This is a genomic window from Paractinoplanes rishiriensis (genome assembly GCF_016862375.1).
In the GTDB taxonomy this organism is placed as follows: Bacteria; Actinomycetota; Actinomycetes; order Mycobacteriales; family Micromonosporaceae; genus Actinoplanes; species Actinoplanes rishiriensis.
This window is the reverse complement of record NZ_BOMV01000023.1, coordinates 1-19,439: the sequence shown is the minus strand read 5'-3', so window position 1 is coordinate 19,439 and position 19,439 is coordinate 1. Positions and strand designations below refer to the sequence as shown.

Sequence of the window (19,439 nt, the reverse complement as noted above, 5' to 3'; positions counted from 1 at the left end):
TCAACCGGGACACATTGACGAGCGTGAGCCGGTGTGGTCGTTACCACGTGTATAAGGGCGGGGTAAGTTACGGATCGGTAACGAATCCAGGAGGTTCACAGAAAGCGCGAACCCTTAGGAGAGGGCGGTTACCTGCCGAACCTACCGAAGTGAGGACCCGCGAGCAGGAGCGCGTCGCAGCCCTGCACGAGTACCGCCTGCTCGACGCCCCGGCGGGGGACGAACTGGAGGCTGTCGTCCGGGTGGCCGCCATGGTGGCCGGGGTGCCCACCGCCACCCTCAACCTGATCGACGAGAACCGGCAGTGCCAGCTCACCTCGACCGGTTTCGAGGGCGGCGTCTCGGCGCGCAGCGACTCGATGTGTGCCGTGCACTTCGAGAAGGGCGACTTCGTCCATCGCCCGGACGCCAGCCAGGACCCGGTCTTCATGGCCAATCCCTGGGTCACCGGCGAACTGGCCCACGTCCGGTTCTACGCCTCGGCACCGCTGATCACCCCGCAGGGGTACGCGCTCGGCTCGCTCTGCGTCTTCCACGATCAGCCCGGCGAGCTGAACGCCGAGCAGATCGCCCGGCTGCAGGACCTGGCCCAGGTGATCCTCGCGCTGTTCGAGCGTCGCCGGCAGGCCCGGGTGAACGGCGAGCTGGCCGGGGAACTGCACAGCCGCAACGCCGAGCTGCACCGCTCGAACGCCGAGCTGGAGGCGTTCGCGGCCGTGGTGAGCCACGACCTGGCCTCCCCGCTCACCGTGGTGAACGGCTACCTCGAGGTGCTCGGCGAGCGGATTGAGGGCGACGAGCAGATGACCACCTGGATCCGGCAGGCCCGCCGCGCGGTGGGCCGGATGTCCGGCCTGATCACCTCGCTGCTCAGTTACGCACGGGCCGGCAATGCGCCGTGCCGGCTGGAGACCGCCGACCTCGGCGACCTGGCCGAGCAGGCGGTCACCGACCTGCGCTCCGGCATCGACGGCGCGGCGCTCGTGGTGCCGCCCGACCTGCCGGTGGTGGACTGCGACCCGACGCTGATCCGGCAGCTGCTGCAGAACCTGATCGGCAACGCCCTCAAGTACCGGCACCCGGACCGGCCCTGCCGGGTCGAGCTGAGCGCCGAGCGGCGGGGCGCCGAGTGGGCGGTGTCGGTGACCGACAACGGCCGCGGCATCCCGGCCGAGCAGCGGTCCCGGGTGTTCGAGATGTTCGCCCAGATCGACCCGGGTGCCGGCCTCGGGCACGGCGTCGGCCTGTCCACCTGCCAGCGGATCGTGGACCGGCACGGCGGCCGGATCGAGGCCGCCGACACCCCCGGCGGCGGTACCACCGTCACCTTCACCCTGCCGGCCACGGCCGGCGTGCCGGCGGTGCGCCGATGAATCTCAAGGCCCGGGTGGTCGGCGGTTTCGTTCTCCTGTGCACGCTCTTCCTGGCCCTGGTCTTCCTCCAGCTGGTGGTCAGCGACCGGATGCAGGCCGACCGGCTGGAGCGGTCGCTGCGGATCGAGCGGATGCTGAACGCGAACCGGGCCGTCCTGCAGTTCATGACCGACGCCGAGACCGGGGTGCGCGGGTTCCAGCTGACCGGCGACCGGGCCTACCTGCCGCCCTACGAGAACGGCCGCCGGCAGGCGTTCCTGGCCCTCGACGAGCTGGCCGCCAGCGTCACCGATCCGCAGATCGAGCGGCTGGTGGAAACGGAACGGCGGGCGGTGGCGCACTGGCTTTACGCGTACGGGATCCCGATCGTCAACGCCGGGCAGGCGGACGCCGACGTCGAGCGCGCCGCCCGCGGCCGGACCTGGTTCGACGACGTGCGCACCTCGAACGCGGCCGTCGACGCCGCGGTGGACGCCGAGCGCACCGAGGTCTACGCCGCCGACCGCCGGTCCGCCCGCACGGCCGAGCTGATGTTCGCGGCGCTCGCCCTGCTCGTGCTGCTCACCGGCCTGGCGATCGCGCTACTGCACGAACGGCACCTGATCCGCCCGATCGAGCACGTCCGGCACACCCTGCGCCGGCTGGCCGACGGCGACCTGTCCGCCCGTGCCGTCCCGTCCGGGCCGGGCGAGCTGCGCGCCGTGATGAGCACCCTGAACGACCTGGCCGCCGAGGTGGAGCGCCTGATCACCGAGGAGCAGGCGCGGGCCGCGGTGGGCGAGCGGCGCCAGCAGGTGGCCGCCGCGCTGCGCAGCGAGCGGGACCCGCACGAGATCGGCCGCCGGGTCGCCGGGCTGATCGCCGAGGGGCTCGCGGCCGACACCGTCCTCGGCCGGGTCACCCTGGGTCCCGGCGCCCAGCTGGTGGTGACCTGGCCGGAGCGGGAACTGTCGCTCGACCCGGAGACGGTGGCCGAGATCCGGGCCGGCCGGACCGGCGTGGCCCGGCCGGTCGCCGGCGGCCTCGGCGTGGCGCTCAGCGGCGACGAGGACTGCCCGCCCGGCCTGCTGTACCTCGCCCGGGCCGGCCGGCCCGACTTCACCGAGGACGAGCGCAGCCTGCTGGGCAAGCTGTGCCGCGAGATCGACCACGCCGCCCGGCAGATGCGGCTGCGGATGCGCCAGGAGCGGCTGATCAGCGAGCTGCGCGCGCTGGACGAGCAGAAGGACGCCTTCATCGCCACCGTCACGCACGAGCTGCGGACGCCGCTGACCAGCATCCTGGGCTACACCGAGATGCTCACCGAGGGCGCGGGCGGCGAGCTCACCGCGATGCAGCGGCGCAGCCTGTCGGCCATCCTGCGCAACGCGCACCGGCTCCGGGACACCGTGGCCGACCTGCTGCTGCTGGGCCGCGGCAGCCGGCCGGACGGCGGCGAATCGGTGCCGGTCGACCTGGCCGCGCTGCTGACCGCCCTGCACGCCGAGACGTCCGGCACGGCCCGGGCCAAGGACGTGGACAGCGAGGTGACGGCCGAGCCGGCCTGGGTCCGCGGCGACGGCACCCAGATCGAGCTGATGCTGCGCAAGCTGGTGGAGAACGCGATCAAGTTCACCCCGGCCGGCGGCCGGTTCGCGCTGCGGCTGGCGGCGGAGGGCCCGAACGCCGTGCTCACCGTGACCGACACCGGGATGGGCATCCCGGCCGACGACCTGCCCGGCCTGTTCACCCCGTTCCACCGGGCCGCGAACGCGATGGACCAGGCCGTGCAGGGCCCCGGCCTGGGACTGGCCATCGTGCGCACCATCGTGACCGAGCACGGCGGCCTCGTGACGGCCAGCTCCGAACTGGGCCGGGGGAGCACCTTCACGGTGACCCTGCCGGCCATCCCGGCGCCGGAACCGGCGGTGGCTCCGGCGCTCAGCTGACCGTGGCCCGCTGCAGGGCGGCCCACACCCGGTCGCGGGTGAACGGCAGGTCGGTGAGGCGCACGCCGGTGGCGTCCCGCACCGCGTTGGCCAGCGCCGGCGCCACCGGGTTGAACGGGCTCTCGCTCATCGACTTGGCTCCCAGCGGCCCGATCGCGTCGTCGGTCCGCGCGAAGCAGACCTCGGTACGCGGCACGTCGGCGAACGTGGGCAGGTGGTACTGCCGGAACCCGGCCGTGGTCACGTGTCCGCCGGGGCCGATGTCCACGTGTTCGGCCAGGGTCGCGCCGAGCGCCTGGGCCACCCCGCCCTCGATCTGGCCGCGGCACTGCAGCGGGTTGAGCACGGTGCCCGCGTCGGCGCTGTGCACGCTGCGCAGGATGCGGATCTCGCCGGTGACCGGGTCGACCGCGACCCGGAACCACTGGGCGTTGAACGCCACCGAGCGCGGGCTGCCGGCCCAGTGCCCGCTCGCGGTCAGCGGCCGGCCGGCCCGGGCCGCCACCTCCTTGAGCGTGGGCCCGTCGGCCACCGCGTCCACGGTCAGCGCGGAACCGCCGGTTTCGGAGAGGATCACCGCGCGCAGGCCGTGCGCGGCGTGCAGCACCGCCTTGCCGGCCACCACCACGCCGGTCGAGCCGAACGCGCCGGTGTCGTGGCCGACCACGTCGGTGTCGGACTGCCGGACCGCGATCCGGTCCGGGGTGGTGCCGAGCACGTCGGCGGCGATCTGGCAGTGCACCGTGGTGCTGCCGTTGCCGAACTCGGCGGTGCCCACCGCGATCTCGTACCGGCCGTCCGGCAGCAGGGTGGCGGTGGCGTCCGCGTAGTGACCGCCGGGCGGACCCGCGGCGATCATCGCGATCGCCATGCCGTCGCCGGTCAGCCAGCCGTCCGGCACGTCGGTGGCCGGCGTGCGGGCCGCCTCGCGCAGATGGTCGAGGCATTGGTCCAGGCCGTAGCTGGCGATGGTCAGGTCCTCGGCGTGGTCGCCCGGGGCCAGCAGGTGGTCGCCGGGCCGCACCACGTTGCGCTCGCGCAGCACGATCGGGTCCAGGCCCAGCGTCCGGGCCAGGTCGTCGAGCACCGACTCGATCGCGAAGGTGACCTGGCCGAGCCCGTACCCGCGGAACGCGCCGGCCGGCACCGTGTTGGTGTAGACGGCGTACGCGTCGGTGCGCTTGTTCGGGCAGCGGTACACGGCCAGCGACTCGTGGCAACCGTGGTACATCACCGCCGGGCCGTGGTTGCCGTACGCGCCGGTGTCCGAGACGACCCGCAACTGCAGCGCGGTGAGCGTGCCGTCGGCGGTGGCGCCGGCCTTGAGAGTGACCGTGAACGGATGCCGGGTGGTGGCCGACGTGAACTGCTCGGCCCGGGTGAACTCCCACTTGACCGGCCGGCCGAGCCGCAGCACGGCGAGCGCCACCAGGTCCTCGGCCAGCATCTCCTGCTTGCCGCCGAACCCGCCGCCGACCCGCCCGGCCACCACCCGCACCCGGTCGGCGGGCAGGTCGAACACGGTGGCCAGGGCGCGCCGGGTGAGGAACGGCGTCTGCGTGCTGGTCCGGATCACCAGGCGGCCGTCGTCGTCCAGCCAGCCCACCGCACCGTGCGTCTCGAGGCTGGCGTGCTGCACCCGGGCGGTACGGAAGGTCTGCTCGTGCACGACGTCCGCGGCGGCGAACCCGGCCGCCACGTCACCCAGTTCCGCGTGCAACTCGCCGACCGCGTTCGGGCCCTTGTCCGGGTGCACCAGCGGGGCGTCCGGCAGCAGCGCCGCCTCGGCGTCCAGCACGGCCGGCAGCGGTTCGTACTCGACCACCAGCGCCCGGCAGCCGGCCTCGGCCGCGGCCTCCGAGGTGGCCACCACCGCGGCCACCCGCTGACCGGTGAAGCGGACCACGTCGTCGAGCACCCGGGTGTCGGCCGGATCCTCCTCGGTGTGCTCGTGCCGGGCCGTGGAGAACAGCCGGTCCGGCGCGTCGGCGTGGGTGAACACCGCCTCGACGCCGGGCACCGCCAGCGCCGCCTCCACCCCGATCGCGGCGATCCGGGCGTGCGCATGGGGCGAGCGCAGCACCTTCATGTGCAGCACGCCGGGCACGTCCAGGTCGAACGTGTACCGGGCGGTCCCGGTCACCACCTGCGGCCCGGCCGGCGCCCCGAGATCCGACCCGACGGCGGCACCGGCGGCGGGTTCGGCGGTGTTCACCACGCCGGCCAGCGCATCGGCGACGGCGCGATAGCCCGTACATCTGCAGAGGTTGCCTTTGAATGTCCGGGGCAGGTCGGCGCGCTGGTCGCCGGACAGGGCCGCGGTCGTCATGATCAGCCCGGCCGTGCAGAAGCCGCACTGGAAGCCCTGCGCGTCGAGGAACGCCTGCTGCGCCGGGTGCAGGCCGTCCGGACCGGCCAGGCCCTCGATCGTGGTGACGCTGCGGCCGGCCGCCCGGAACGCGGGATAGACGCAGGAGTGCACCGGCAGCCCGTCGACGTGCACCGTGCAGGCACCGCAGTCGCCGGTGTCGCAGCCCTTCTTGACCCCGAAGCAGCCCTCCTCGCGCAGGTAGGTCCGCAGGCACTGGCCCGGACGGGGGGCCCGGCCGTGCTCCTCGCCGTTGATCCTCATCCGACCAGCTCCCGCCGGACCTCTTTGCAGTAGCGCCGGGTGAGGTGCCGGCGCCAGGACCGCAGGCCGTGCACGTCGTCCAGGTACGCGTCGTGCGGCACCCGCTCGGTCAGCGCGATCTGCACCAGTTCCGGCGTCGGCGGACCCGGGAAGTGCAGCAGGTACGGCCGGTTCGTGGCTGCCGTCACGGTGATCACCAGCCCGTCGCGGTCGGTCACCCGGCCGATCACCAGCACCCCGGACCGGCCGTGCGTGTGCAGCGAACCCTGCCGGTACGCGGTGCGCCCGGCCAGCGCCGCCACCGGCAGGTGCACCGAGCGCAGCAGTTCGCCCTCGCGCAGCACCGTGGTGCCGTCGCCGGTCACGAAGTCGGCCACCGTGACCTCGCGCCGGCCCTCGGGGGAGAGCAGCAGGCAAGTGCCGTCCAGCGCGGCACCCAGGGCGATCATCGGCCCGGCCGGCAGCCCGGCGCAGAGGTTGCCGCCGACCGTGGCCACATTCCAGATCTTGAAAGAGGCCAGGAACGCGTGGCAGCAGCGCTCGGCGATGGCGTAGCCGCTCGCGGCCAGCTCGGCGATCGTGCAGGTGGCCGCGATCTCCAGACCGTCGGCCCGGCGGGTCAGCGCCGGCCAGCCGCACGCGGCCAGGTCGAGCAGCCGGCTCAGGTGCGGACGCGGCTCGGCGAACAGCGCGGTGCCACCGCCCAGCCAGGCGTCGCCCGGCCGCCACTGGCCCACCTCGGCCGGGCTGATCACCTCGGCGACGGTTGTCAGATCCACATTCGTACGCTACGCGTCCGTTGTTTCGAATCTCCGCGTCTAACCGAGGATCAGCACGGTCAGCACGACGGAGGCCAGCCAGGACAGGTAGAGCGCGACCGGGCGGCGGGGCACCTCGATCTCCGGCGGCGGCTGCAGCGGGCTGATCTCGAACGACTGGCTGCGGGCGTCGCGCAGCGCGGCCACCAGTTGGTCGGCGTTGCGCTGGCTCTCGGCGGACGGCCACGGCGGCGGCACCGGCACGGTCAGCACCGACTCACCGGCGGTCAGCACCACGGTGCCGGAATCGTCGTGCACCACGGCGCTGTCGGTGGCCCAGGGCTGCCGGTCCGGGCCGCGGAAGCCGACCGCGGCCACCCCGCCGGCGTGCCAGCGCAGCCGGGGCCGCAGCTGGGTGCGCCAGCCGAACTCGTAGCCGGCCGCGGCGGCGACCGTGGCGGCCGCGGCCAGGGTGGCCGCGGTTCCACCGGCGAGCAGGGCCAGTTCACCGGCGGCCAGCGCGGCGCCCAGGCCGATCGCGGCGGTCGCGGCCCAGGCCCGGGGCGGCGCGATCCGGTGCTCGCGGCACTCGAAGGCGGCCACCCCGCGGTCCGCGGGCCGCAACGCCGCCGGGTCGACCAGCTGCTCCTCGTCGTCCTCGATCTCGCGGGGCAGGCCCTGCACCACGTCGTAGCCGACCTCGAGGACGTCGCCCACCGGCCCGACCGGCACGTGCAGCCGGCCCTCCACCTCGACGGCGCACCAGGCGCCCGGCCGCGGGTCGCCGTAGAGCACGCCGGGACGGGTCTGCGGCTCGTCCGCCTCGGCCGGGCGGTCCGGCTCGGCCACGTCGAAGGCGAACTCCAGGGCGGTCACGCCGCCCGGCTCGGGCAGCAGGACGTGCACGTAGCCGAGCTGCTCGACGGCCCGGACCGTGTGCACCGGCTGGAGGGTGCCGAACAGCTTGCGCAGCTCGGCGCGGTGCCGCACGACGCGGGCCAGCAGCGCGCAGCCCAGCCCGAACGCGGCGATTACCGCGGCCAGCCAGGACACCGGGCCGCCGGTCAGCACCCGGACCAGGCCGCCGACGGCCAGCAGCAGCAGGGCGAAGCCGCCCACCTCGGCCGGTACGGCGACGTTCGGCAACCCGGGCGGCGAGGGCGGCTGCCGCAGCGGGACCGCGGACGTGGCCGGCGACCGGTCCCGGCGGGTGAGCACGATGGCCACCAGCGCGTACGTCCAGGAGACCAGCGCGGTGGCGACGGAGCCGGCCAGCGACGTCCAGACCACCGCGGCGAGCACGCCGGCCCAGGCCGCCGCGCCGCGGTGCGCGTACGCCATCAAAGCCGGCGCCACCAGCACGCCGAGCCCCACCCACCGCGCCTCGGGCGCCGGATCGGACGCGCCGCCCAGCCCACCGAAGATCATCAGGAACGCGGCCAGTCCCGCGACGGCCACCAGGCCCTCGACGCGCACCAGCCGACCCATGCCCTCATCCTCGGCGACCACCGCGGCGGAGAAGGCGGAAACGGTTGACTAGCGGGCGCTCACCCAGCGCGTCACGAGCTTGACCCGGTCGACCACCTCGCCGTCGACGATCTCCTGGTAGTGCACCCGCTGGGTCACCGGCAACTGCCAGGTGCGGTTCGGGCCGCGCAGGTACCAGTAGCGGCAGCCGCGGACCGCCGGGTGCAGCGTGGAGTATTCGATGCAGCGGAACGACGTGGCGGCCTCGTCCGGGTTGGCGACCTGCGGCCACTCCGTGCCGTCGACATTCAGCACCGGCTCCATGGCCCGGTACCAGTTCCACGCCATCCGGGCGTACCCGACATCGTTGGGGTGCACCTCGTTGCGCATGTCGATGCCCCGGACCACGCTCTGGTCGACCAGGTGGAAGCGCCCGCCGCGTTCGGTCACGATCTGCCCGACGGCCCGGTTGAACGCCGCGGTCCGGCGCTCCAGCCGCTCCAGGTTCGGGTAGTCGGCCAGGCCGACGACCCGGGCCACGAACACCTCGGCGTCCGGCTGGGCGGCCTCGATCAGGTCGAGCAGCCGGGCCAGCTTGCGGGCCGGCTGCGGCACGCCCTGCACCAGGTCGTTGGTGCCGATGTGCAGCAGGATCACGTCCGGCTGGTACCTGGTCAGCCACGGCTCGACGTGCTCGGCCAGCTGGTTGATGGTCCACCCCTTGTGGCCCTCGTGGTCGCGGTCCGGTCCCCGCCCGTTGCGCGCCGAACCGACGAAGTCCACGTCCAGCCCCGCCGAGGTGAGGCGCCGGTGCAGCGCGGCCCGGTAACCGTCGCGGTCGGCGGAGCCGATACCCCAGGTGATCGAGTCGCCGAGCGGCATCACGCGAAGGGCGGACGGCCGTTCGGTTTCGGCGGGCCGCACGGCGGCTTCCGCGGCGGGCCCGGACAGCAACCCGAGCAGCACGGCCGGCGCGGCCATGGCGGCGGCGAACCGCCGGCGGAGCGTCGTCGTACGAGCGTCGCGCATCAAGACCCCTGCCTGGTCGAAGCCTACTTCCGGCGGGTCGTATCGGTCACCGTCAGGTGCATCTGACCGTTCCTCCCAAACGGCTCCCGAAGCCGCACAATCCGTGCGCCGCGTCCTAATTCGGAGGCTCGAGGCGCAACGTCCGCGTGCTGGGATAGTTCAGGGCTTGTCGCACCGACAAGAGGATCATCCTGTTGACGGTTTTCTGCAAGGCGCGTATGCGGGACGAGCGGGAAATCGACCGGGCGCGCCGAGCGTTGGCGCGCTGCATTGACGAGGCGCACCACGTTGTGGACGAGGAGGGCTAGGCCATGAGCGAAGGTGGCGGTTGGGCCGCTATGCGGGAGCGGCGGATGGCCGAGCCCGGGGCGGCTGAGGCGTACGACGCTGCGCGGCTGGCGTTCGAGCTCGGGCGTTCCGTCCGGGAGCTTCGTGAGCGCCGGGGTTGGAGCCAGACGCAGCTGGCGAAAGCAGCGGGCATGACGCAGTCCGCGGTTGCTCGATTCGAGGCCGGCGGTACCGTTCCCACCTTGATGGTGCTCGAACGGCTGGCGACTGCTCTGGACGTGAGTCTGAAAGTAGGTTTCGAGCCGCGCGGCGAGGCCGCCTGAGGCGGACGCTCACAGCGAGTGGGCCAGGTGGTGGCCCGCCGCCCGGCCGCTGAACAGGCAACCGCCCAGGAACGTGCCCTCCAGCGCGTTGTAGCCGTGCAGGCCGCCGCCGCCGAAACCCGCCACCTCGCCGGCTGCGTACAGGCCCGGGATGGGCGCGCCGGACGCGGTCAGCGCCCGGGACTGCAGGTCGGTCTGGATGCCGCCGAGGCTTTTGCGGGTCAGGATGTGCAGCTTGACGCCGATCAGCGGGCCGGCGGCCGGGTCCAGGATGCGGTGCGGGGGCACGGTGCGGCCGATGCGGTCGCCCAGGAAACGGCGGGCGTTGTGGATGCCCTGGATCTGGGCGTCCTTGCTGTACGGGTTGGCGATCTGGCGGTCGCGGTCCTCGATCTGGGCCCGCACCGCAGCCAGGTCGAGCAGCGGCTCGTCGGTCAGCTTGTTCATGCCGGCCACCAGTTCGTCCAGCGTGTCCGCCACCACGAAGTCGGGCCCGTGCTGCTTGAAGGCCTCGACCGGAGCGGGCGCGCCCTTGCCGAAGATGCGCTCGCGGATGAAGGCGCGCCGGTCACGGGCCGTGATGTCGGGGTTCTGCTCGGAGCCGGAGAGCGCGAACTCCTTGCGGATGATCCGTTGCGTCAGGATGAACCAGCTGTGGTCGTGGCCGGTGGTGCGCAGGTGACGCAGGGTGCTCAAGGTGTCGTAACCGGGCAGGCACGGCTCGGGGAGGCGGCGCCCCGCCGCGTCGAACCACATCGACGACGGGCCGGGCAGGATGCGGATGCCGTGGCCGGGCCAGATCGGGTCCCAGTTGCGGATGCCCTCGGTGTAGTGCCACATCCGGTCGCGGTTGACCAGGCGCGCGCCGGCCGACTCGGCGATCTCCAGCATCCGGCCGTCCACGTATGCCGGCACCCCGGTCACCATCGAGGCGGGCGGCGTGCCCAGCCGGTCCGGCCAGTACCGGCGTACCAGGTCATGATTGCCGCCGATGCCGCCGGTGGTGACGACGACCGCCTGCGCGGTCAGTTCGAAGTCGGCCGTCTCGTCACGGTTGGTGGGCACGCCTCGGCGCGCTGTGTCCGGAGCCAAAACCTTTCCCCGTACGCCTGTGACGGCGCCACCGGTCACCACGAGTTCGTCCACACGGTGCCGGTAATGGAAGGTGACCAGGTCGGGCGCCCGCTGCACCGCCGCCACGAACGGCGCGACCACCCCGGTGCCGGTGCCCCACGTGACGTGGAAACGCGGCACCGAGTTGCCGTGACCGCCGGCGCGCAGGCTGCCGCGTTCCGCCCAACCCACCGTGGGCAGCCAGCTCAGCCCGAGCCCGGACAGCCAGCGCCGCTTCTCGCCGGCCGCAAACTCGACATACGCCCGGGCCCAGCGCACCGCCCACGAGTCGGCGCCGGTAGCGCCGTCCAGGCGGTCGAAGCCGGCGCTGCCCTGCCAGTCCTGCCAGGCCAGGTCGAACGAGTCGCGCACGCCGAGCCGGCGCTGCTCGGGCGTGTCCACCAGGAACAGGCCGCCGAACGACCAGAACGCCTGCCCGCCCAGGTTGGCGGCGTTCTCCTGATCGACCAGCGCGACCCGCTTGCCGGCCGCGACGAGTTCCCGGGTGGCGGCCAGCCCGGCCAGGCCGGCCCCGACGACGATGACGTCCGCGTTCACGGTTCAAGGATGCCCGGCCGCGCGGCGTTGCGCGGCCGGACCCCAGGAGTTACGGACCGCTGACGATGCTCGTCACCTGATGGGAGCTGTGCACCGCGGCGCCGGTGTTGTTGATGACCCGGCTGATCGTGCCGACGCCGCCCAGCGACACCGTCACCATGTTGCGGAAGCGGACGCCCGCGTTGACCGGTACCTCGAAGGCGCGCGCGTTCACCACCGACGGGTTCACGTTGAAGAAGCAGTAGCTGCCCAGGCCCCACGCCTCGTGCGAGGTCACCGAGTCGGCCACCTTGTAGGCCGCCCAGCCCTGCGTCGAGCCGTTCATGTACGCGGCCTGGTTCGGCGGGTCGTACGGCATCTCGTTCTGATAGAAGTACGTGCGGCCGCCGTTGCCGTTCCAGATCGTCTGATATTGCTGGTAGTGCTCGACGAACAGGCCGTAGAACGTCACGTTGTCGCCGTTGACGATCAGCCCGTTGCGGCCGGTGTTGACAGTCCAGCCGACCGTGCCGCCGTTGCCGTGGTCGGCCCGCCAGATCCAGGCGTGGTCGCCGATCACGTGGTCGCTGTTGACCTGGACGCTGACCGTCGCCCTGCCGGCGATCGAGCCGCCGACCCGGACGAACACGTCGGACAGCACGGTCGGGTTGGCCGCGTGCGACGCCGACGAGCCGGGCGGGCCGATCTGCAGCAGCGTGTTCGAGTTCGTGGTGCCCGCGTCGAACAGCACGCCGGCCAGCCGGACCCCGTCCACGTCGGCCACGTGCATCGCGTCCACCCCGCCGGCCGGGACGAACGTCGCCAGCCCCAGGCCGAGCACCACGGTGCCGGCCCGGGTCACGTTCAGTGTCTGGTTGAGCTGATAGACACCGGGCGTGACCAGCAAGTTCTTACCCGCTGCCAGGGCCGCGTTGATCGTGGACGCGGTGTCACCCGGCTTGACCACATGGAATGTGCTGATCGGCAGCGACGTGCCGGCTGGCGTGCCCGACTGCCACGTGGTGCCGCTCGTGTTCGATCGCAGGGCCGGAACGAATACCTGGTACGCGCCGGCGCTGTCCACGTACAGATAAGGCTTCTCCGCGATGACCGGCGTCGTTCCGATCGTCGTGTACGGCGGCGACGGGAAGCTGTTGCCCGGTGCGCCGGTCGAACCCACGAAGACCTGGTTCCAGTTCGAGCCGCTCCAACTGCCCATCGCCGAGTTCCGGGTGAGGAACTGCTGCTGCGAGCCGGACTGGATCTGGCCGTCGATCTTGGAGTCGGCGATGAAGCCGCCCGACGACCAGCCGCCGTCGGACAGGGCCAGGTTTCCGCGTACGTGCATGCGGCGGTACGGCGCGGCCTGCGACACCGACCACCGGTCCAGGCCGTCGCCGGGCGTCACCGACAGTCCCTCGGCGGCCCGCCAGAAGTTCTGGGTGGCGTTCTGCGACCCGTCCGGCCACCAGTCCGCCTCGACGTGCACGTGACCGTTGATGTTCACCTGGTCCGGCACCAGCCCGAGGCCGGCCACCTGGGTGAAGAACCCGACGTTGACGTCCACGTTGTAGTTGCCCGGCTTGAACAGCAGCGCGTATCGCGCGTTCCCGAACTGGTTGGTGACCTGGGAATTGAAGACAGTGTTGAGCCGGCTCTGGATGGTCGCCGCGGACATCGTGGGGTCGAAGATCGTGACGTTGGGTCCAAGATCGGGGTTACCCGCACCGGGCGGAGCCGTGGGGAAGGTCCACTTCTGATTGGCCCCGCCGCCGCAGTCCCAGAGCTGGAGCTTCGCCCCGTCCGCCAGATTGTTGTCCGTGATGTCCAGGCACTTGCCGGCCGCGTTGTTGACCAGGTCCCGCCCGGCCGACAGCGTCCACTTCTGGGTGCCCACCGTGTCGTAGCAGTCCCAGAGATGCACGACGGCTCCGTTCGCGGTCGAGTTGCCGGCCACGTCGAGGCACTTGCCGCGGGCCTGCACCGACCCGTTGTCGGCCAGCGTCCACACCTGGTTCTGGTTGCCGCTCGTGCACGCCCACATCTGCGGCTGGTTGCCGTTCGTGGTCGACCCGTTCGTCACGTCGAGGCACTTGCCGTTGGCGGCACTGACCAGCGTGCCGGACGAGGCCGCCAGCGCGTGGGTCACCCCGACGGCACCGAGCGCCGCCGTGACGACGCCGACCATCACCATCTGCGTCAGTTTTCTCATGCCGGGTTCCCCGCGTGGGTGAGCGTCTCCCAGGCGACGAACAGGTTGTTGGTGCCCTGCGGCCGGCGCGCCTCGGTGTACTGCTGGGTGTTGGTCATGGCGATCCCGAGCCGTCCGGCCAGCGCGTTGTAGGCGACCTCGGTGACCGGCCCGAACCCCTTGACCACGGAGCCACCGCAGATGCTGGACGGCACCGCCGTACCGTTCTCGAATTTGGTGTGGAAACCCAGTGCCTGCCGGGTGCGCTCCTGCACCGACGGCCACAGGTCCTCGCCCTGGATCCGGGTGGTCTCCGCGATGTGGCTGATCGCCGAGATCCCGTACCCGGTATGGGTGAAGTCCCGGCACGTCTCCTGGGAGAGGCCGGCCACGAAGGTGCTCTGCCCCTGCCAGTAGTTGATCAGTTCGCTGGGGGTGTCGACGCTGCCGACCGGCGGGTATTTCGGCTGGCTGCCGTCCGCCGGGATGTAGAGGTAGGCGGCGGCGCGCGCCTTGAACCGGGTGATCGCCCGGTCGTAGCTCGCCCGGTCCTCGAGGAAGACGGAGATGCCGACCGCGGCCTCCATCATCGACAGTTCCCAGTTGCCGTTGCTCGAACTGCCGACGATGACCACCGGGAGGTAGACGTTGCGCAGCATGGTGGCGAACCGGCCCTGGTTCGGCCAGTTCCCGTACGTGTGCTTGATGATCTCGGCGGCCCGCGGCCACACCGAGCCCGCCCAGCCGGTCTGCAGCGGCGCGTTGCTGTTGGTGTGCGACGTGATGGTGGCCGACCACGCGTCCATCAGCGCGATCGCCTTCTGCGCGTAGGCGGCGTTCCCGGTGAGGTACCAGGCCAGCGCGTCGGTGTAGGCCGCGATCGCGTCCTCGCGCTCGTCGGTGCACCCGTTGTTGGGGTTGGAGTAGGAGCCGCATTCGACGACCGCCCGGGGTTTGGCGGTACGCGAGAGCGAGGCGTAGCGGCTGGCCGTCATCTGGTTGAAGGCGGCCGTCCACGGCTGGGCGCCGGCGTTGACCCGGCCCTTCACGAAGTCGAGTTGGGCCCGGCTGACCAGCACGCCCGGGTGGGCAAAGGTGGTCGGCGCGGCGTCGGCATCATTCAGCCGTACGCCGAACGTGGCGATTAGTGCGACGAAAGCTGTAAAGGCCGCTAATAGGGCGCTTCTGCGCATGGTGATGCTCCCGGGTGGGGATGAGGGGAACCGGAAAGTGAGTTAACAGTTCCCTTCGACCCATGCCCGGTCAAGGCGCAATTGACCGACTTAAGTCTCCCTTAAAGGTTCCGGAACAAGAGAGCGCTCTCATCGATATGCCCTGGTGAAACCGGTTCCGGTCGGACGTTTCCAGTAGTGAGGCGAAGATCCAGGCCAGGAGCAGGCAGACCGGTACGGCCGCGAAGGCCGGGGTGAGCAGGGCGATCACCGGCAGATGGATCAGGTAGAGGCTGTACGAGAATCCGCCGAGCGTGCGCAGCGGCCGGCTGTCCAGGAAGCGGACCAGTGCGGCCGGGCGGCCACCGGCGATCGCGGCCAGGAACAGGGCGATCGCCGGCCCGGCCGCCAGATCCACCCAGTAGTAGTGCCGGACGGTCCAGACCGGACCCTGCACCGCGATCAGGAGCAGGACCGGCGCGGCGGCCAGCGCCGCGAGCCGTGGCGTGACGCGCGCTCCGGCGGCCACCACGCCGGCCGTGAACAGCGGGAGGAACTCCAGCGTGTAGCCGATCGGCCGGCCCGGGGCGGCGAGCCCGAGCAGGCCGGCGACGATTACCGGCACGGTCACCGCGGCCAGGGTCAGCGTTGTGCCGGCCCGGCGGCGGAGCAGCAGCAGGACCGGAAACGCGACGTACAGCCCGGCCTCCACCGCGATCGACCAGAACGCGCCGTTCGGCGAACGCACCGCGACCAGGTCCTGCAGCAGCAGGATGTGCACCACGGCCGAACGCGGACCCGGCGGGTCGCTGACGATCACCAGGCTGAGCGCGAGGGCGGCCCAGTACGGCGGCAGGATCCGCCGGGCCCGCCGCCGGGCGAAATCCCGTACCCCGCCCAGCCGCCACCCGTCGCGGGCCGGCCCGGTGGCCAGTGAGAAGCCGGAGAGGACGATGAAGGCGACCACCGCGAGCCGGCCGTGCACGAGCCAGCCGAGCCAGGCCGGCCCGGTGTTCGCCGGGTAGCCGGGATAGGTCAGCAGCCAGCAGTGATGCACCACCACGTAGAGGGCCAGCAGCCCGCGGATCCCGTCCAGTCCCCGAATTTGGGCGCGCGTCATCGCCACCGCGGTGCTCCCGGTGTTTGGTGCGGCTCAGGCCACGGCGGCTACGGCAGGTCGGCGCGCTTCCAGCTCCAGCCGTTGCCGGAGAGATAGGCGTGGGTGTTGTTGTTGACCAGGTAGTGCCCGGCCGCCTGCTGCGACGGCACCCGGCTTTCGTTGGGGTCGAGCATCTCGGCCGGATATCCGGGCAGCTTCTCGGTGCGATATCCGGCGCCCGGCCGGGCCACCCGGAACGTCGTGCCGGTGCGGGTCACGTGCGCGCCGTCGGTGGTGACGAAGCCCTGCTCGGTGCCGTCGGGCAGCGGGCCGCCGGACACCGGCCGCCAGGTCGCGCCGCCGTCGGTGGTGCGGTACGGGGTGCGCCGGCCGGCCTCGTCGCGGTAGAGGAGCGCGTACGCCACCTTGCCGTTGTTGGCGGCGATGAACGGGAGATACATCGCGGCGGTGAAACTTCCGCTGGACACGGCCGGTACGCCGGCCGTGAACACGTGGGTCTTCCAGGTCCGGCCGCCGTCGGCGCTGGTGGCCACGGCGGGTTTGCGGGTGGCCGGATCGAGCCCGGGGACCCAGAGGCGGCCGCCGAGCGGCACGTCGGTCATGCCGGGCCAGTGGGATTCGATCAGAATTCCGGCGGGCTGGGTGGCCAGCGGCGCGAAGTGGCCGGTGCCCGGGTCGACGGCGTAGATGCGGCACGGCGACTCTTCGATGATCACGCTGCAGCCGAACACGCGGCCGCCGGGCGGCGTTGCGGCCACCGGGGGATCGACGACGGCCTGGCGCCAGGACCTACCGCCGTCGACGGAGGTGTAGAACCCGCCGGTCCGCGGCTTACCGGTGCCCGACGTCTGCTCCCCGGGACCTGAGGTCTGCTCGCCGGGGCCTGAGGTCTGCTCGCCGGGGCCCGGGGTGTCCCCACCAGCCACCGCCGGCGAGCCGAACAGCTCCTGGAAATCGGTCATCGTCTGGACGTCCCGCCACGCGATGGTGTCCGGGCCCAGCGACATCATCGAGGCGAACCGCTCGCTGTCCGTGATGCCGTTCGCCTTGGGCGGCACGGGGCGGGCCTGCCAGGTGGCGCCGTCGTCGTCGGAGGCGTGCAGTTCCGTTGCGCAGCGGCGGCACGGCTCGACCGCCGCGTAGAGGGTGCCCGAGCCGGTGGCGACCACCTGGCCGACGCGGGGCCAGAGGCCGGGCGGGTCCGGGCTCTCGGTCGGCGCCGGCATCGGGTCGACCTCCGGCGGGCCACCGTCCGCGGCCGCGTACCCGATGCTGGTCGCGGTCAGCGCGATGACCAGGGCCGCGGCGCTCGACAGGAAGGCACGGCGCCGGTTGACCTTGGTTGCCCGCTGCCGGATGACGGCGAACTCGGGCTGGCGGACGGCGCCCTCGACGTACGCGGCCAGCGACTCGAAATTGGGCTCACGCATGGCGGGCCTCCTCGGTGAGCGGGGCGGCTTCGTCGTCGTTCAGGAATCGGGCCAGCGCGGTGCGGCCGCGGGAGAGCCGCGCCTTGACCGTGCCCTCGGGCACCCCGAGCGTCGCGGCCACCTCGCCGACCGGCAGGTCGGCCAGGTAGTGCAGCACCACCGCTTCGCGGGTGGGCGGCGCGAGCCGGCGCAGCGCGGTGAGCAGGGCGACCCGGTCAGCGGTCAGTCCCGGCACGGCCGCCGGCACGTCGACCCGCCCGGCCCGGACGAGCTTGTCGAACAGCCACCGGCGGCGGTAGCGGGTGCGGGCGACGTTGAGGGCCACCACCCGCAGCCACCGCTCGGCGTCGTCGGCCTTGAGGAACGACCGGGGCGAGGCCAGCACCCGGGCGAACGCCTCCTGCACCGCGTCCTCGGCCTCGGCCAGGTCGCCGACCAGGCCGAACACCTGCGTCACGAGCCGCCGGTAGTAGACCTGGTACGCCTGGCGCACCGTGTCTTCGGCTTCCACACGCTCTCCCGGGGGGTCGACGATCGTTTCAGGAAGGACCAGCACCCCGGCCGTCCGGTTGCATCCTCCGTCATGATCCCTCGGTAGACAGTGTCTACGGCAACTGGTAGACACTGTCTATGCGTGCCGGGGACGTAGAGCAGCGGCTGGTGGCCGCCGGTGTCGAGCTGGTGGCCGAGGCCGGTGACGCGGCGGTGTCGCTGCGCGAGATCGCCCGGCGGGCCGGCGTCTCGCACGGCGCCCCGCGCCGGTATTTCCCCACCCACCAGGCGCTGCTGGCGGCCATCGCCCGCGAGGGCTACCGCAAGCTGGCCGCGGTGGTGGCCGAGACGATCGGCGACACCCGCACCGAACCGCGCGCCGCCGTGCTGGCGCTGGCCCGGCGTTATGTGGCGTTCGCCCGGGACGAACCGGGCATGTTCGCCCTTATGTTCCGCCACGACCTGCTGCGCGGCAACAACATCGGCCTGCGCGAGGAGAGCACCCCGCTGTTCGGCGTGCTGGTGGGGCTGCTCCGGCGGGGCGGCCTGGCCGAGCCGGCGGCCCGGGCCGGGGCGCTGTGGGCCGCCCTGCACGGCATCGCACAGCTGTGGCAGTGGGGCACGCTCCAGGTGGTGACCGGCCTGGACGCACCGGACGCACTGCTGGTCGCGGCCGTCGACGCCCACCTGCCCGCCACCGACGCTCGCGTGGCGTCGTGATGTTGGCGTCCGCGTTGCGCCCGGTGCTGCTGCCGGCGGCCCACCTGGCCTTCCGCCCCGACGTGCACGGTGCCGCCCACGTCCCCCGCACCGGCGCGGTGATCCTCGCCGCGAACCACCTGTCCGTCCTGGACAGCTTCCTCATCCCGCTGATGACGCCGCGCCGGGTGTCGTTCCTGGCCAAGGAGGAACACTTCCGCCACTGGCCGCGCCGGACGTTCCTGACCGCGGTCGACGCGATCCCGGTGCCCCGTGGCGGGTTCCGGGCAGCGCAGGACGCGCTCGACGCGGCGCTGCGGGTGCTCGACGGCGGCGGGGCGTTCGGCATCCATCCCGAGGGCAGTCGTTCCCGCGACGGACGGCTCTACCGCGGGCGCACCGGAGTGGGGTGGCTGGCGCTGGCGTCCGGCGCCCCGGTGGTGCCGGTGGCGGTGCAGGGCACCGAGAAGATCCAGCCGGTGGGCGCGCGCCTGCCTCGCTTCGGCCGGGTGACAGTCCGATTCGGTACGCCGCTGCGCTTCGCGCCCCCGCCCGACGGCAAGCAGGCGCGCGCACGGCGGGCCGCCACCGACCAGATCATGGACGCGATCGCCGAGTTGTCCGGCCAGCAACGCGCGAACGAATACAACGAACTGTCCGGCGGCCCGCCCGGATAGCCGGACCGGCCTCTGCGGCACCAAGCCGATCCAACCGCACCGGGCCTCTGTTGCGCCTAAGTCGACTCAACCGCACCGGGCCTCTGTTGCGCCGAGCTGACCGAACCGCACCGGCCCTCTGCTGCGCCCAAGCCGACCCAACCGCCGGACATATCAGATATATCCGGTCACATCGGACTGGCGTCGGGGGAGGAGAGGGCCGGGCCTGAG

15 protein-coding genes are annotated in these 19,439 nt (G+C 72.4%); 5 read left to right on the top strand and 10 right to left on the bottom strand.

Translation table 11 applies throughout. The features are described from left to right. The first annotated feature begins 149 nt into the window (after positions 1-149). Both Ari01nite_RS12335 and Ari01nite_RS12330 read left to right on the top strand, forming a co-directional pair. Positions 150-1,373, top strand: a complete 1,224-nt coding sequence (locus Ari01nite_RS12335; protein WP_203781324.1) for a sensor histidine kinase — start codon at positions 150-152, stop codon at positions 1,371-1,373. Then, positions 1,370-3,301: an ATP-binding protein gene (locus Ari01nite_RS12330; protein ID WP_203781323.1), complete on the top strand. Its 1,932-nt coding sequence runs from the start codon at positions 1,370-1,372 to the stop codon at positions 3,299-3,301. Before Ari01nite_RS12335 ends, Ari01nite_RS12330 begins: the two co-directional genes overlap by 4 nt. Here the strand turns inward: Ari01nite_RS12330 and Ari01nite_RS12325 are convergent. From Ari01nite_RS12325 to Ari01nite_RS12310, 4 genes are read right to left on the bottom strand one after another with little or no spacing between them, the layout of a single operon-like run. Then, the gene (locus Ari01nite_RS12325; RefSeq protein WP_203781322.1) at positions 3,294-5,933 is read right to left on the bottom strand and encodes a molybdopterin-dependent oxidoreductase; all 2,640 of its coding nucleotides are present in this window, start codon (positions 5,931-5,933) and stop codon (positions 3,294-3,296) included. The genes Ari01nite_RS12330 and Ari01nite_RS12325 overlap by 8 nt on opposite strands. Beyond that, on the bottom strand, positions 5,930-6,712 hold the full coding sequence (locus Ari01nite_RS12320; protein ID WP_203781321.1) for an FAD binding domain-containing protein: 783 nt from the start codon (positions 6,710-6,712) through the stop codon (positions 5,930-5,932). The genes Ari01nite_RS12325 and Ari01nite_RS12320 overlap by 4 nt, the downstream gene beginning before the upstream one ends. A gap of 39 nt (positions 6,713-6,751) precedes the next feature. After that, complete coding sequence (locus Ari01nite_RS12315; RefSeq protein WP_203781320.1) at positions 6,752-8,179, bottom strand: hypothetical protein; 1,428 nt, start codon at positions 8,177-8,179, stop codon at positions 6,752-6,754. A 48-nt stretch (positions 8,180-8,227) separates the two neighbouring features. Beyond that, entirely contained in the window at positions 8,228-9,187 is a 960-nt protein-coding gene (locus tag Ari01nite_RS12310) for an SGNH/GDSL hydrolase family protein (RefSeq protein ID WP_203781319.1), read from the bottom strand. Positions 9,188-9,540: 353 nt separating this feature from the next. On the opposite strand from Ari01nite_RS12310, the gene Ari01nite_RS12305 reads away from it, so the two are divergent. Further along, positions 9,541-9,798, top strand: a complete 258-nt coding sequence (locus tag Ari01nite_RS12305; RefSeq protein WP_239162693.1) for a helix-turn-helix domain-containing protein — start codon at positions 9,541-9,543, stop codon at positions 9,796-9,798. Between the two features lie 9 nt (positions 9,799-9,807). Here the strand turns inward: Ari01nite_RS12305 and Ari01nite_RS12300 are convergent, their stop codons facing one another. The 6 genes from Ari01nite_RS12300 to Ari01nite_RS12275 form a co-directional block, all read right to left on the bottom strand. Further along, positions 9,808-11,469, bottom strand: coding sequence for an FAD-binding dehydrogenase (locus tag Ari01nite_RS12300; RefSeq protein ID WP_203781317.1), 1,662 nt, complete (start codon positions 11,467-11,469; stop codon positions 9,808-9,810). Between the two features lie 49 nt (positions 11,470-11,518). Continuing rightward, positions 11,519-13,660 (bottom strand): RICIN domain-containing protein, encoded by a 2,142-nt coding sequence (locus tag Ari01nite_RS12295; RefSeq protein ID WP_203781316.1) that lies wholly within the window; start codon positions 13,658-13,660, stop codon positions 11,519-11,521. Continuing rightward, on the bottom strand, positions 13,657-14,832 hold the full coding sequence (locus tag Ari01nite_RS12290; protein ID WP_239162692.1) for an alginate lyase family protein: 1,176 nt from the start codon (positions 14,830-14,832) through the stop codon (positions 13,657-13,659). The genes Ari01nite_RS12295 and Ari01nite_RS12290 overlap by 4 nt, the downstream gene beginning before the upstream one ends. 70 nt (positions 14,833-14,902) lie before the next feature. Next, entirely contained in the window at positions 14,903-15,931 is a 1,029-nt protein-coding gene (locus Ari01nite_RS12285) for an acyltransferase family protein (RefSeq protein ID WP_239162702.1), read from the bottom strand. A 47-nt stretch (positions 15,932-15,978) separates the two neighbouring features. Further along, positions 15,979-17,361, bottom strand: a complete 1,383-nt coding sequence (locus Ari01nite_RS12280; RefSeq protein ID WP_203781314.1) for a sialidase family protein — start codon at positions 17,359-17,361, stop codon at positions 15,979-15,981. After that, the gene (locus tag Ari01nite_RS12275) at positions 17,354-17,872 is read right to left on the bottom strand and encodes an RNA polymerase sigma factor (RefSeq protein ID WP_203781313.1); all 519 of its coding nucleotides are present in this window, start codon (positions 17,870-17,872) and stop codon (positions 17,354-17,356) included. The genes Ari01nite_RS12280 and Ari01nite_RS12275 overlap by 8 nt, the downstream gene beginning before the upstream one ends. A gap of 119 nt (positions 17,873-17,991) precedes the next feature. On the opposite strand from Ari01nite_RS12275, the gene Ari01nite_RS12270 reads away from it, so the two are divergent. Both Ari01nite_RS12270 and Ari01nite_RS12265 read left to right on the top strand, forming a co-directional pair. Beyond that, positions 17,992-18,573, top strand: coding sequence for a TetR/AcrR family transcriptional regulator (locus Ari01nite_RS12270; protein WP_203781312.1), 582 nt, complete (start codon positions 17,992-17,994; stop codon positions 18,571-18,573). After that, positions 18,573-19,229 carry a lysophospholipid acyltransferase family protein gene (locus Ari01nite_RS12265; protein ID WP_203781406.1) on the top strand — a complete coding sequence of 219 codons (657 nt, stop codon included), beginning with the start codon at positions 18,573-18,575 and terminating at the stop codon, positions 19,227-19,229. The genes Ari01nite_RS12270 and Ari01nite_RS12265 overlap by 1 nt, the downstream gene beginning before the upstream one ends. Positions 19,230-19,439 lie beyond the last annotated feature (210 nt).